Below are 14,341 nucleotides of genomic sequence, written 5' to 3'. Positions count from 1 at the left end.
TTTCAGCCGCGGTTCGGATCAGTGTAGGTGGCATTGATCGAAACTGACGGCCCCAATGACAGGATTAAGCCGCTATTGCGTTTGCGCCGCCTGTAGCGGTTGCTGACGATCGGTTTCTTCCTGCAAAAAACCCACGATGGACTGCGCCGCGTTCTCATCCAGGCGCAGGTTGGGCATGGGTATTTTTTCGAAACGCTCAAACAGCTCCATCGCGATCGGGTCTTTTTCCGCCAGCATGCGGTCCGGTTCGCGAATCCAGCGACTCAGCCAGGCCGGATCACGCAGGCGAGTGACGCCGATCAGGTCCGGGCCAATGCTGCGCATGCCGATGCCCTGCCCGTCCATCGGACCCAGGCTGTGGCACGACGCACAGCGGGTGCGAAACAGTTCTTCGCCATTGCTCGGCGGACGAACCTCGGGCGCATCTGCGTAGTTTTCTTCAACGCTGGGCTGTTTCCAGTTGTGCAGCGTGTTGGCCAACTGATCGGCCAGAATCCACGGATTTTCGAAAGGTGAAGCTTTCATCCAGCGGCCCGTGGCCTGGTTACCCACGATCAGGCTCAGGTTGTGGTCCTTGCTGCGACCGTTGTCGACGCCTTCGATAAACAGCCCGAGTTTTTTTCGCAGATCAGTGACATCGGCAAATTCCCCGGTGAGAAACTTCCAGCCCGACCCGACCTTGAAGCGTTGTGCGTAGGCCTTGAGCACGTCGGGTGTATCGCTCAAGGGATCAATGCTGATGGAGTAGAAAAAAATGTCCTGGCCGACCCGGTCCCCCAGCAACTTCTGCACCTGACGCAAGCGCGCGGTTTCCAGCGGGCAAGAGTCGCTGCATGACGTGAAGATGAAATTGATCACCACCACTTTGTCCTTGATCAAGTCATCAAAGAAACGCACCTGCCGACCGTTCTGATCGGTCAGCAAGGTGTTGGGGAAGTAATCGCCGCCCCAGGGTGTCGCCGACTCCGTCGGTGACGCTGACACCGACGGAGCCGCTTCATGAGCCACCAGCACCCGACTGGCCAGCAGGCAGGTGACCAGCATCAAAACCAGGTGCATGCCCAGGGCGCGGGAGCGCGGCGTATGCAGTTTCATGTCGGCTCCCTTGCGGTTCATGGTTTGACCACCACTTTAGGGCCGAAGCCGTCGCCAGTGCGGAAGGTTGGCAGCGCGGCGGAGTTCACGTAGCGCACACCATCCCAACTCGGCAGCGGTGTCGGCATCAGCTGGAATTGCCCGGGTTTTTCAATGTCCCAGCGCAGCAGCATGGAGTTGTCCTCATGCTGAGTGTTGTGACAGTGCTCCATGTACGTCCCGGCGAATTCGCGGAAGCTGATCGCCATCTCGACGCTGTCCAGGCCATCCTTTTCCGAGCCGATGCGATACACGTCCTTGCGTGCCCATTTTTCCCATTCCGGTGGCGCCTTGCCGCCGCGACTGAGGATGATCCCCTCCTCGAAGTGCACATGCACCGGGTGGCTCCAGCCCTCGCCGCCGAGCTTGATGTTCCACACTTCCAGGGTGCCGAAACCGGTGGCACCGGCATCGGTGGGGCCACTGGCCAGTTGGGTCGAGGTGTTCAAGCGACGTGGGTCCATGTGGAAACCGAAACCGCCATCGGTCTTGACCGTCCACGGTGCTTCATCGGTGCCGTCGGAACGACCGAAGGTGAAGGTGCGGTGGCGGGCTTTGGCCAACAGCGCCTTGTCGGCGACGTTGTCGCGATGGATCTTCAACGGGATCATCACCAGGCCTTCAGCCTTGCCCGGTTTGGCCGGTTCATAAGCGCCCGGGTCCATGGCCAGGTCCTGGCCGGTGTACGCCTTGACGTTGAATTGCAACACCTTGCCTACCGCCGGATCACCGTCCTCCCACTTCGGCCCCTTGCTGGTTTGCTTGATGATCGCCTTGTATTTCTCGGACAGCACGTCAGCCAGGGAGACGGGTTCTTCCGGGCCCTTGCCGTCTTCGTGCACCAGCAGGTTGACGAAGAACAGCTTGTCGCCCGGTTTGATCCCGTATTTCGAGAAGTTGACGATGATGTCGAAACGTTCGGCGATGCCCAGGGTTGGCAGGATCGCGTTGTGGTTCTGCTTATCGCCGTCGGCATCCAGGTCCATGCTGCCGTCGAACGGCACGCTGTGTTCCATGATGTTGCCGTCGTTGGCAATCATGTGGAACGGCACGCGGGCATACGACACTCCCGACCCGGCAGGCCCTTGGAACTCCCCGCTGGTGCCCTTGATCTCGCGCACGAGCGCCATTTTGAAGAAGCGCGACACTGAGCCATTGAGCATGCGGAACCGATAGCTGCGGGCGCGCACATCCAGGATCGGTTTCCACTGCCAGTTGACCAGCACCTGATCCCCGAGGAAGCCGTCGGTATTGAACGGGTTAAACCACAGTTGACCGTTCTTGTCCCACGCCTTGTCGGCAAACAGAAGGTTGACGTCGTAGTCGCGGTTACCCCAAGGCAAGGCGCTGCCACTGGGGAAGCGCAGGTTGACGCCGTCATTCACCGATTCATTGCCGCGGTCCAGGGCACTGTAGTAGTTCATCATTGCCGCGTTGCCCTTGTAGACGTTCTGCGCGGTGAAATCGAGCATGTGGTCGTGGAACCAGTGGGTGCTCATGGTTTCGCGCCAGTCGCCGCGGATTTTGATCGTGCCGTTGTTGCAGGTCTTGCGGCTGGGGATGAGGTCGTTGGTCCACAGGGTTTCGCCCGGCGCGCACGGAAAGGCTGCACGCGGGTCTTCAGCCTTGGTGTTGATGCTGTCGTAGCCGGCCAACTGGATCGGCCAGCGATAGTCGTAAAATTGCCCGGGGAAGAAAAACGCATTGGCATAACCGTCGCTTTCCGCCGGTGTGTGGCCGTTGTGTTCGTGGGTGGTGATGGTGTGCAAACCGAACCCCATGTTCGCCGACGGGTCGATCGGCAAGCCGTTGTAATGACGCATCAACGTGGGTTGCCCGTAACGCACCATCAGCAATTTTGGCGGCAAGGTGCCGTCAAAGGTCCAGACCGAGTTGTGGTTCTGCACCGGCATTTTCGGGTGGAAACGCGCATCGACGCCCTTGGCGGTGCCATCGGTCGCCGGTACGCCAGCCACGTTGTGATAGAGGCCGCCCGGGCCAAACTCGCCCACGGCATAGCGGTGCATCTGACGACTGTCACGCAAACCGGTATTCAACCGTGCACCGGTTTGCACGGTCTTGTAGGCGGCCTGCGGGTAAAACTCGTTCCAGCGCTGGTGCGACCAGCCTTTTCCTGGCGGACGGCCTTCGGCCGAGGAGCCGATACGGCGGTTGAGGAAAAATTCGATCTGCTTCTGCCACGGGTTACGGTCGATCACGTTGGAGTACAGACTCGGGAACGGTGTCAGCCCCGGTTGACGCAGAAAGGCGTCGAGTGCCGCACTCGGCGGCGCACTGCGGGCCGCACTGGTGGGGTCCTGCTGTGGCAACGGGCCGATGGCTGGCGGTGGAAAACCCAACGGCGCTGCCGGTGTGGTGGGGTCGAGTTTTTCCGGGCCGAATTCTTCGAACAGCACCAACTGCTGAGTGAACGGCTGAGCGCCATACAGTGGGCTCGGCTTGCCGTTGGTGGGGTAGTTGAAACTGGTTTGCACCGCCGGCGGCAGAATGTTTTCCACCCGCGTGGTGTCTCGGCTGCCTTTGACGCCACCGGGTAAATCGAAGGAGTCCTTGTTGGCCTCGGGCATGGTCAAAATGGCGTTCAACGCCGCCGCTTTGTCAGCCGGTTCATCTTGGTAAGCCGAGGGGTCGGAAGGTTCTGGCTGTCGCTCGTCGTCGATGGGGCTGGCGCGCAGAGTCGTTGTGCCCAGCGTCATTGTCAGAAGAACGCTCAGAGGCGTCAGGAGGCCAAACCGTTTGAAGGGGTACCGCGCTTTTCTGTCCATCACCAGCCGCCTCGAAGTCATGAGTCATGAAGGGGGTAATGGGGGTTTTGCAAGGACCTCGCCAGAGTTGTAAGCGTTTTTTACGAAAGCATTAATATTCATCAAAACAATGGCTTATCAACATCAATGTGCCATGACCGGGGAAACGACTGGGGAATGACACCCGCTAACGGGGAAAGTTCACACCCGTTTTCAGGGGACCAATTTGAACGACAGACGGACACTCGTGCCCTCGCCTTCACGGCTTTCCATGGTCACCGCACCACCAAACCGCTCCATGATCCGCTTGACCAGTACCAGCCCGACACCCAGCCCACCTTGTTTGGTGGTGAAAAACGGCCGAAAGGCCATGCTGCGCTGTTCTTCGTTCATGCCTTTGCCGGTGTCGCTCACCACCACGCTGAGGCCACGGGAATCGGTCGGCTCCAATGTGATGGTTAACGTGCCGCGCTTGTCCATGGCTTCCAGTGCATTGGCCAGCAAACTGTTGAGGATCTGCGTCAACTGCACCTGCTGGCTCAGGACCATGGGCGTCAGCTTCGGGTCGAACACCACGTGGACCGAGGCTTTGGTGATTTGATGCTCGAAGGCCATCAGGCTGTCATGCAGCGCCGCCACCAGATTGACAGGCTCGGCGTCATCGTTGAGCGGACGCAAGGATTGCAGCAGCTCCCTCACCCACTTCGTCATGCGATCCACTTGGCCGATGATGTCGTTGATGTTTTTGTGGGCCGGGCCGCTGTCGAACTCCAGCGCCAGTTCGGCGCTTGAACGGATGGTCGCCAGCGGATTACGCAAACTGTGGGCGACCGCCGACGACATCTCGCCCAGGACGACAAAGGTTTCGTTGGTGATCAGTTGCTTTTGTTGCGCCGCCAGCAAAATGGCCGCCCGGCGCACGATCCAGTACAGCCCCAGGTAAATCAGCCCGCCGCCCAGTGCAGTGGCCAGCCAGATCAACACCAGGCCGCGCTCCATGCGGCTGATCAGGTCCTTGGGCTCCTTGTAGATCTCGACCATCGCCGTGACTTTGTCGCCGTTGGCATCGAACAACGGAATGTAGTTCTCGATGAAGATGTATTCCGGAGGCGTCACGAACTTCTGTTCCAAGCGGCTCTTGTCCACATCGTGATAACTGGCCGACACAGGAATTCTGGAAGCAAAGGCTTGCTCCAGGTCTTCGTCGGCGTGGATCGTGGTGCCCATTAACGCCGGGTTGGTCGACCAGATCACCATGCGGTCGGGGGCATAGATGTTGGCCAGAATCACGTCCGGCAAGTGTTCGATATGGTCGAGAAATTCGCCCCGGACAATCGCGCGGGCCAGCGGGTCGACGTCGGAAAAGCCCTTGTCTTTACGCGGATCGAGCAGCTCGCCCATGGTCCGCCCGCTGGGAATCGATCCGTGGCGTACCTCGACCAAGGCAATTGCCTGAATGAACTGGGACGTCAACAACGCATCGCGTTGCACGCTTTCGGCAATCACGAACCGGGTGGACACCGCCCCCAACGCCACCGCCACCGTGCCAATCACCGCCAGGCTGATGAGCGAAAACCAGCGCAGTAAATTGAACGGCTGCTTGCGCGAGCTCAGGCGAATATCACCCCCCTCGGCCTGGAGTGTTTGAGTAGGCATGTCCATGGACGTGTTCCCGACGATTCCCCCTATAGGGTTATAGCCCACTAACGGCTGTTTGCCCGACGTTGGGTCTCGTCCCCCCACTTCTTCCTTATCCCCATCTACCCCCAATCCTGGGGACAGTGGCCCGCGCCCAAAAACCGCGCTCCGATGTCGTTTGTGAGTGACACGCCCGTGACTCGGGCCTCTGCCGGCCGTTTTCGCCGGTTGGTATGGAAGTTGCCGACCCCCTCTCAACTGGCCCGTCTCCATGGGGCAGGCATTCCGATATAGAGGGCTTAACTCATGCACCCTTTACTGTCCAAAACCGCGGCCGCCCTGGTCGTTAGCGCACTGGCCCAAGGCGTCGCCCAGGCGGCGTTGTTTGCCGTCGACCCCGGCCCCTACGTGCCAGCCAACGGCTCGTTCGCCGCCTGGTATCAGGACACTCACGGTCGAACCCTCGAGCTTTGCCTGTCCAAGGCCGTCAGCTCGCGAGTGCCCAGCGCACCGGGCGCACCGACGTACATGTGCAACTTACTGCCGGCCCCCGGGATCTTCGACGACACGCAACCGCTCGTCTTCCCGACCAACTTCCCCGATGAAGCGTTCTGGTTCACCGGTGACGGCACCATCGTCGACGCAGCCCGAGGCATCGACCTGACCTATGTCAGCGCCGTTGAAGCGGCCTTCAGCGGTGGCGACCCAATCGAAGGTGACCAGATCAGCTTCGCCCGCATCCGCATACGTGTCGATGTACCGACCGCGGGCACCTACGTCATTACCCACCCGTACGGCGTCGATGTCTTCAACGTCGACACCCCCGGGCGGCGGGCGATCAACATGACCCGGGACATCGGCATCGGCGTGCCGAAAACCTACGACGGAGCCCTTAAGGGTGATGTCGGGCCGTTCCTGCGCAGCGTCAATGGCCCCTATACCGAGACCAATCCGGTCACCGGTTCAGCCGAGCAATTCGTCGGCGACCCGAACCTGGAGGAGGCCTTCACCGGCAGCCCTTTCAATACCAACTACATCCGCATTGAAGGACCCAACGGGCTGGATTTGCGCACTGCGGTGATGGCCATCTCCGGCAAGTTGGCGACAATGGCACGGCCGACGCCAATGATCACCCAGCGCAGCACCTACTCGCGTAAACCCGGCGCCAGCGCTCCAGTGGCCCAGCAAGACGTGTTCGTCCTGGCCCCGCCGCCACCGGCCAAAGTGACGCTGGACAGCAACAACCCGGTGTTGAACCTTACCGAGGCCAACACCACCGGCAACTGGTATGCGCAGTCTTCGACCAACCCGAGCTTGCCAAGCACTTTGCAAGTGACCGCCGACAACCACCTGGCCATCGCTAGCAGCACACCGACCACCTTACCCATGCCCCTGACGGACCTGGTGGTGATTTCACGTGCAGAATACAGCCTTAGCACCGGGCAAATAACGGTCGTGGCCTCGACCAGCGACGAAACTTCGCCTCCGGTGCTCACTGCCACCTCTGGCACAGGCGTCGCCATTGGCGCCCTCAGTGGCGATGGCGCAGTGAAATCCCTGGCCACCGGCATCTCGCCGATACCACCGGCCAAGGTTCGAGTGACGTCATCCAATGGCGGCAGCGACACCGAAGAAGTGGTCATCGTGCAATGAACGCTCACATGCCCAGATCCTCATCAGGAGGCATCATGAACAATTGGCCACGCCTGGCGCTCAACGCACTGGGACTGACTCTATCGCTGTCCGGCAGTGCATTCGCGCAACTCGCTGCTGTCGACCCCGGTCCTTATACCTTTGCCACCGGGAAATTCCCGATGTGGTACCAGGACAACAATCTGCTGTCGATGGAACTGTGCCAGTCCCGGGCCGCCAGCTCGCGGGTGCCGGCTGCCACGCCACCGGCCTACATGTGTACCCTGCTGCCGGCACCGGGCATTTTCGACGACACCCTGCCGATGGTGTTCCCGGATAACTGGCCAGACGAAGCCTTCTGGTTCCTCGCCGAGACCAACATTCCCAACAACGCCGCTGGTTATGGAATGGACGCCTACGTGGCCGGGATAGAAGCCGCTTTTGCCGGCGGAAATCCGCTCGATGGCGATCAAATCAGCTTTGCGCGGATTCGTATGCGGATAAACGTGCCCGTCGCCGGGACCTACACCATCACTCACCCTTATGGCGTGGAAACGGTCAAAGTCACCACCCCCGGTCGTCGTGCAATCAACATCACCAGAGACATCGGCGTCGGTGTGCCGGGAGTTTTCAACGGGGCATTGAGCGGTGCTATCGGGCCATTCCTGCGCAGCGTCAACGGCCCCTACACCGAAGTGAACCCGGACACCGGCGCAATCGAAACCTTCGTCGGCGACCCGAACCTCACCGAACAAGTCACCGGCAGCCCCAACAACACCAACTTTGTGCGCATCCAGGGCCCGGCCGGGACGATCCAAAGCAACCTGTTCACGCTGGCCGGCAAAGTCCTCGACAATCGTGCGCAAACCCATGTCGACCTTAGCCGTGCAACCTACCGTCGCATCGCCTCGGGCACCGGTACCAGCACCCGGGTCGAAATTTTTGGCAAAGCGGACAACAGCTCTACATTGTGCTTCCGCGAAACCCTCGCCCTTGTGCCAGGCCCACCGCCTACGCCATGCCTGACCAATATGGTGGGTGACGGCACCGGGTTGTACTTCGGCCAACGCCTGCTCAGCGGCCCCGTGCCTCCGGTCGTGGTGCTCACCGCCACCAACCCGGCCGGCACCACCCGCCCTACGGCGGTCTCGAGCAAGCTCGTTGACCTGGTGAAAATCCAGACTGCTCGCTACAACTGGAGCAATCACAGCCTGCTGATCGAGGCCACGTCCACTGACGAAGTGGCGGTGCCAGACATGGTCGCGCAGGGTTACGGACGTCTGTCGAAAACCGGCACCCTGCAAAAAATCACCGTCGCCGATCTGTCCCAGCCACCCGCCACTGTGACGGTCAAATCCGCCGCCGGCGGCAGTGACACCGAGCCTGTCGTCGTGGTGGGTTCTGCACCGGATGCCGGTGAGAACCAGGCGCCACTGTCCGTGGCCGACACCGGCAGCACCAGCTTCGGCGTGCCCATCACCCTCAACCTGCTGGCCAACGACAGAGACCCCGACGGCAACACGCCGCTGAGCATCACCGCGCTGACCCAACCGGCCGCAGGCCAAGGCACCGTGGCGTTGAGCGGCACGACTGCGGTGGTCTACACCCCGCCCGCCGTGGTCACTGTGCCGTTAACCACGACCTTCACCTACAAGGCTCAAGACATCAAAGGCCTGGCTTCGACTACCCCAGCGACCGTGACCATCACCGTGGCGCCTAACCGACCACCGGTGGCAGTCGCCGACGCCGTCGCGACCCTGGGCGTGGCGATACCGATCAACGTGTTGGCCAATGACACCGATCCGGAAGGCAACGTGCCATTGGCAGTCGCCAGCTTCACCCAACCACCGGCAGGTCGCGGCACCGTCAGCAGTAACGGCACAGTGATCACCTACACCCCACCGGCCACGGTCACGACGGCCTTCACCACGACCTTCACCTACATCGCCCGGGACAGCTTCGGCGCCCTGTCGACACCGGCCACGGTCACCGTGCAAGTCTCGCCAAGGCCTGCTGCGGAAACCTTCACGGTGACCACGGCTACGGTGTCGGCTCGCTCCAACAACCGCTTCACCTGGGACTTTGCAGGCACCTCATCGGTGACCACCGGCAACACCATCACCATCAAGGTCTCCACCCCGACCGGGCTGGCAACCCTGGGCACCACCACGGTACCGGCGACCGGTCGCTGGAGGCTGACGGTGAACAACACCACTGCGGTGATTCCATCGGCGAACCCGACAGCCACCATCACCTCGTCCCAAGGCACCGTGCGCACGGTCTCGGTGATCTCCAACTGAGCCCTCGCCCCACCCGCCGATTCGGTGGGTGGGGCCGGCCTCTTCCCAAAGGACGCAGCCATGAACACCTCGACCGCCGCCCTGCTCTGCCTGCTTCTGCTTTGCAGCAGTGCGGGTGTGCGCGCCGATGACTTGATGGAAAACGATGACCTGGGTCCCGGTGGCGATCTGGGAGAGTTACCACCACCGGTTGGCCAGCACGCGCTGATCGACCAGAACGGCCAGGCCAACGTGGCGCTGCTGCAACAGAACGGTCAGTCGCTGCTCGGCACCATCGTCCAGTCAGGCAGTCATCAGGAAGCCTACATCCTGCAACAAGGCAGCGACCTGATGGCAATGATCACCCAGCAAGGCAGTGGCAACGCCGCCTCAATCACACAAAACGGCAGCCACAACCGCGCGCAGATTTCCCAGAACGGCAACAACAACGACGCCAGCATCGACCAGGCCGGCACGGGGCTTTCAAGCGCCGTGACCCAGTCCGGAAACGGCATGAGCGTTTCGGTCAAACAATACCGCTAAAGCACTGCACCACATGGAGGTTTCATCATGTTCAAACTGACGCCCCTCACCGCCACCATCCTGGTCCTAGTCAGTGCCCAGGCGATGGCCGACGACAGCGTTTCCACCCAGGACCAGGTCGGTACCGCCAACATCGCCGACGTTAAACAGACCGCGGCCCCGTACAGTACCGCCACCCAACAACAAGTCGGCGAGGGCAACGATGCCGCCGCGGTGCAAGACAACGCCACCGGAACCATCACCCAGGATCAACTCGGCGACTACAACGCCGGTTACGCCGAGCAACTGTTCGAAAACGGCAGCACCATCACCCAGCAACAGGTCGGCAGTTCCAACACCAGCCACGCCAGCCAGTCGATAGGCGTGGGCGGCAACGAAGCGCTGCAACAACAGCACGGCACCGGTAACTTCTCGTTCATTTATCAGGACACTCAGGAAGGCACCCAAGGTCAGACCTTCCAGTTTGGTGACAGCAACGAGGCCAACATCGAACAGATCCAACTGGGCACTGCCAACAACGCAGTGATCATCCAGTACGGCACCGCCAACTACGCCACCGCCGAACAGATCGCCCACATGGGCGGCCAGATCAGTCTCAACCAGGCGGGCGAAGGCAACTACGCCTATGGCGACCAGCGCGATGGCAACGGCGGCACCGTGACCATCAACCAGTTCGGCGACTTCAACGGCGCCGAAGTCTGGCAAGGCGGGCAAACCGCCAGCGAAGCCACCGTCAACCAGTACGGGAAAACCAACGAGACCGTGGTCGACCAGAGCTTCGGCGAAAACAACGTCGCCCAGGTGCTGCAAGTCGGCGACCTCAACGCGATCTACGCCGACCAGTTCGAATCCGTCGGCTCGACCCTGGCGCTGTACCAACAAGGCACCAACAACGTGCACTTCACCTACCAGAAGGGCGAAAGCCATGTGCTGAACGCCACCTCCGTGGGTAGCGGTAACAAGGTCTACGCCAGCGACTGGAAAGGCCCGGAAAAGGGTGGCCAGTTCGGCAGCAACCAACGTGCAACCGTCAACCAGAACGGCACCAACAACACCGCCAGTTTCAAACAGGACGGCATCGGCCACGTGATGACCACCAATCAGACGGGCTATGGCAACAAAACCACGGTCAAACAGGCCGAAAACTACAACGAGCTGTACTTCGACCAGAACGGCAGCGACAACATCCTCATCGCCGACCAGCGCGGCACCACCAACCTGGCCCAGGGCAGCAGCACCGGCATCGGCAACACCACCAACTTCGACCAGTCCGGCAGCATGAACGTGGCCTACGTCACTCAGGGCGGCACCGGCAACATTGCCAGTGTCACTCAGAGTGGCATGACCCAGACTGCGACCGTGCAGCAGCTGGGTGCTGACAACAAGGCGACTGTGCTGCAGCAATAATCGCAGGGCGTAAAAAACTGCGGTCCTGGGTGGAGGGTCGCAGTTTTTTTTATGCCTGATGGAAATGCATCTGCTATGAAGCCGCCATCGTCGGAACACCGCCCGGAGCTGGCTCGCTCCCACAGTGGATTTTCGTCGTTCACAAAAATTGTGTCCCATGAAGATCAAATGTGGGAGCGAGCCTGCTCGCGATAGCGGTGTGCCATTCAACCTTGATGGTGGCGGACCCACAGCTATCGCGAGCAGGCTCGCTCCCACAGGGGTATTGGGTACATCTGCAAGAGACTGGCCGGCTGTCAGGCCGCAATCGCAGGCAAGCCAATAACCTACTGACAAACCACCCTCCCCCAAACACCGCAAAAAATTCGGACTTCCCCTACAAGCCAAACCGAATCCCCCGGCATCCACCCTTGAGCCCTATCGCCAAAGTGCCCCGTTTCCAAGGACCGGGCGACAAGCGTGACCAAACTCATCCCCCAACACCAACTCGCCAACCAGCGCGGGCAGGTACTCGAAAGCCATCAAGCCATCGGCGCCCTTCGCCAAGCCCTGAACTACCCGTATGACTTGCAAGGCTTCGACGACCTGCTGAATGCCGTAGGTGCCAACCACTCCAACTACATGCAGGCCGCCCACCAGCAAAAACTGATCAACGCCGTGAGCAACGGTGATTGGGTAATGGTCACGCCTCGCGCCAATCCAGATAACGGTGGCGCTTCATGGAACGGTTTCAAGACCAAGCCCGAGCCACCACCAGCGCAACATCTGGTCGAAGATCACGCCTTCACGCAGCCCAAACCGTCGGAGTCGGATTTTCACATTGTTGAACGGCCCATGAGCCTTGAGTCCCTGGAACGCTCACTGTACGAGAGCTCGCCAAGCGAGGCGCTACGTCGCGAATTTCGTTCGCTCAATCGCCATCTGGGTGAACACGTGAAACCGGGGCAAATGGTGATTTTGAGCGACTCACGGCATTACATGTGCCGGCGTGAAGAGGCGCAGATGATGATTGCTGCGCAGAAGGTCAACGACGCGCTCAAGGATCTGAGTGATGAAGAAGCTTCGTTCATGGTTGAGCACCATGAGGTGATTGAGCCGTTTCTGGAGGTGTCGGCGGGGTCGTTGGGTGTGGCGTCGTTCATGATTGGGCAGCATCTGGAGGGCTTGAAAAATGCCCTCAAAGAACTGGAGGAGCTGCATCAGCAACAATATCGCCAGTACCGCAATCTGCATTCGCCAGAGTTTTTTTCCAAGCGTAAACGACTTATGGCGAAGCTTGATGCCAGCCTTGGGTCACTCGTACGCAAAGGCACCGGCATTGCGGATCACCCAAAACTCAAGCGAGCCTTGGGGTTATCAACTCGCAGAACGATTCATCGTTGGGACAAGGCTGGGGCACCAACACAGTTGCCTGGGTACGCAACGAACATTGAGGGTGTCTCACGAGCGGCAAAATATATGAAAGCCGGTGGTTATGTCGGGATTGGTCTGCAGTTAGGCGCATCCAGTTTAAAAATTCATGAGGTATGCACGACTGGTCGCGAGGATGAATGCAAGCAAATGAAATTTGTTGAGGGCGCAAAAATGGTGGGCGGTACAGCTGGAGCTGTCGCCGGGGGTGCAGCAGGCTCGAAAATAGGCACCGCTGTGTGTGCAAAAGTAAAAGGACTCGGAAAACTCGTTTGTGTACTCGTTGCCGGCGCGGTAGGCGCCACCGGAACCGGAACGCTGATGACCGACGGCAGTGAACTGATTGGGCAAGAACTCTATGAGCATTCTGAATAATGGAACTCACTAGAACAACACTCGCCTGGGTCTGGGGAGCGCTTATCCTGCTGAGTCTTTTCGACGTAGCTATCATTTTTTATGCTGCTCACACAAAACTCGAAGCGCTGGAAAAGCATTTCAAACAACTGGATTCCATAGGCGTCAACCGCCTCACGTGGGGCACGGGGCATCATGGAAGAATTTTTCGTCTGGCCGCAATCAGCGCTTTAATCTCGTCTAAAAAAATTCAGCGCCAGGAACCCTTATCAGTTGAAGAAGTGAAACGGTTGCCTAAAAGGCTTAAGCGCTGGGCAGCGTATCCATTTCATATTGCCTATTTCGTTACAGGGGCGGTGGTGGTTCTTTGGTTATATGGAAAATACACCGGCCTGCTCAAATGAAGAACCAGCAGCTAATTCTACGACCCAATACGAGTCTCTGAGATTTACTGCCTGTTCATTCTTCGGTTTGGTAGCGCTTTGGCCACTGGGCTACTGGGCGTACACCCTGTGTGAGATAGGTCGGCTATCAGGCCGCCATCGCAGGCAAGCCAGCTCCCACAGTTGAACCGAGTACATCTGTAAGAAACAGGTCGACTGTCAGGCCGCCATCGCGAGCAAGCTCGCTCCCACAATGGATCGGGCACGCCTTTCGCTTCTCACCACTCAACAGGCCGAGCGTTAGCTCGCTTGCCGCTTTTGATCTTGATCTGGCTTTTGATGTTGATCTGCCCGCCCCATCGGGAGGCTGAGTGGAGGTGTTCATCTGGGGGGAGGCGCGCAGCGCCGTTCGACGAAGTCGAACACATCGAGAGGAGGTCGAAGCGAAGCCGACCGGAGGCGATGCCCCCAGATGAATGCCGGAACGAAGGAACGCCGAGCCTAGGCGAGGTGCCGGACGCTCGGGGCGAAGCCTTTTGGTTCCTTTTTGGCGTTTGAAAAAGGGACTCGCCGTAAGGGCGAAACCATAAGCGGCCGTTACCGCAGGAATGGATATGTACACCTGAAAGAAATAGGTCGGCTTTCAGGCCGCCTTCGCGAGCAGGCTCGCTCCCACAGTTGGACTGGGTACATCTGAGGGAGACTGGTCGGCTGTCAGGCCGCCATCGCGAGCAAGCTCGGCTCCCACATTTGATCTGGGTACATCTGTAAGAGCTTGGTCGGCTATCAGGCCGCC

Annotated in this window: 9 protein-coding genes; 6 read left to right on the top strand and 3 right to left on the bottom strand. The window is 59.8% G+C overall.

Translation table 11 applies throughout. From position 1 onward, the window contains the following. Positions 1 to 72: 72 nt before the first annotated feature. The 3 genes from AC3IUE_RS12710 to AC3IUE_RS12700 form a co-directional block, all read right to left on the bottom strand. Entirely contained in the window at positions 73 to 1,116 is a 1,044-nt protein-coding gene (locus tag AC3IUE_RS12710; protein ID WP_489267797.1) for an SCO family protein, read from the bottom strand. Continuing rightward, complete coding sequence (locus tag AC3IUE_RS12705; RefSeq protein WP_489267795.1) at positions 1,113 to 3,920, bottom strand: multicopper oxidase domain-containing protein; 2,808 nt, start codon at positions 3,918 to 3,920, stop codon at positions 1,113 to 1,115. Before AC3IUE_RS12705 ends, AC3IUE_RS12710 begins: the two co-directional genes overlap by 4 nt. A 192-nt stretch (positions 3,921 to 4,112) precedes the next feature. After that, positions 4,113 to 5,561, bottom strand: coding sequence for a sensor histidine kinase (locus tag AC3IUE_RS12700; RefSeq protein WP_461997833.1), 1,449 nt, complete (start codon positions 5,559 to 5,561; stop codon positions 4,113 to 4,115). Between the two features lie 282 nt (positions 5,562 to 5,843). On the opposite strand from AC3IUE_RS12700, the gene AC3IUE_RS12695 reads away from it, so the two are divergent. From AC3IUE_RS12695 to AC3IUE_RS12670, 6 genes are all read left to right on the top strand, one after another. Beyond that, a complete protein-coding gene (locus tag AC3IUE_RS12695; protein ID WP_489267793.1) occupies positions 5,844 to 7,190 on the top strand; it encodes a hypothetical protein in 1,347 nt (448 codons plus the stop codon). A gap of 35 nt (positions 7,191 to 7,225) precedes the next feature. Next, the gene (locus AC3IUE_RS12690) at positions 7,226 to 9,469 is read left to right on the top strand and encodes a cadherin-like domain-containing protein (protein ID WP_461997831.1); all 2,244 of its coding nucleotides are present in this window, start codon (positions 7,226 to 7,228) and stop codon (positions 9,467 to 9,469) included. A 60-nt stretch (positions 9,470 to 9,529) separates the two neighbouring features. Further along, complete coding sequence (locus AC3IUE_RS12685; protein ID WP_489267791.1) at positions 9,530 to 9,991, top strand: curlin; 462 nt, start codon at positions 9,530 to 9,532, stop codon at positions 9,989 to 9,991. A 27-nt stretch (positions 9,992 to 10,018) separates the two neighbouring features. Then, on the top strand, positions 10,019 to 11,398 hold the full coding sequence (locus tag AC3IUE_RS12680) for a curlin (protein WP_489267789.1): 1,380 nt from the start codon (positions 10,019 to 10,021) through the stop codon (positions 11,396 to 11,398). A 459-nt stretch (positions 11,399 to 11,857) separates the two neighbouring features. Further along, on the top strand, positions 11,858 to 13,183 hold the full coding sequence (locus tag AC3IUE_RS12675) for a hypothetical protein (protein ID WP_489267787.1): 1,326 nt from the start codon (positions 11,858 to 11,860) through the stop codon (positions 13,181 to 13,183). Further along, a complete protein-coding gene (locus AC3IUE_RS12670) occupies positions 13,183 to 13,566 on the top strand; it encodes a hypothetical protein (RefSeq protein WP_461997827.1) in 384 nt (127 codons plus the stop codon). The genes AC3IUE_RS12675 and AC3IUE_RS12670 overlap by 1 nt, the downstream gene beginning before the upstream one ends. The last annotated feature ends 775 nt before the right edge of the window (positions 13,567 to 14,341 follow it).

The sequence above is a fragment of the Pseudomonas sp. GL_093 genome (assembly GCF_057837605.1).
This window is presented reverse-complemented; position numbering and strand designations above follow the sequence as displayed.

What these genes read in the sequence shown, in the direction of transcription:
- AC3IUE_RS12710 (WP_489267797.1), bottom strand. Translation starts at nt 1,116, where the DNA reads ATGAACCGCAAGGGAGCCGACATGAAACTGCATACGCCGCGCTCCCGC.
- AC3IUE_RS12705 (WP_489267795.1), bottom strand. Translation starts at nt 3,920, where the DNA reads ATGGACAGAAAAGCGCGGTACCCCTTCAAACGGTTTGGCCTCCTGACG.
- AC3IUE_RS12700 (WP_461997833.1), bottom strand. Translation starts at nt 5,561, where the DNA reads ATGGACATGCCTACTCAAACACTCCAGGCCGAGGGGGGTGATATTCGC.
- AC3IUE_RS12695 (WP_489267793.1), top strand. Translation starts at nt 5,844, where the DNA reads ATGCACCCTTTACTGTCCAAAACCGCGGCCGCCCTGGTCGTTAGCGCA.
- AC3IUE_RS12690 (WP_461997831.1), top strand. Translation starts at nt 7,226, where the DNA reads ATGAACAATTGGCCACGCCTGGCGCTCAACGCACTGGGACTGACTCTA.
- AC3IUE_RS12685 (WP_489267791.1), top strand. Translation starts at nt 9,530, where the DNA reads ATGAACACCTCGACCGCCGCCCTGCTCTGCCTGCTTCTGCTTTGCAGC.
- AC3IUE_RS12680 (WP_489267789.1), top strand. Translation starts at nt 10,019, where the DNA reads ATGTTCAAACTGACGCCCCTCACCGCCACCATCCTGGTCCTAGTCAGT.
- AC3IUE_RS12670 (WP_461997827.1), top strand. Translation starts at nt 13,183, where the DNA reads ATGGAACTCACTAGAACAACACTCGCCTGGGTCTGGGGAGCGCTTATC.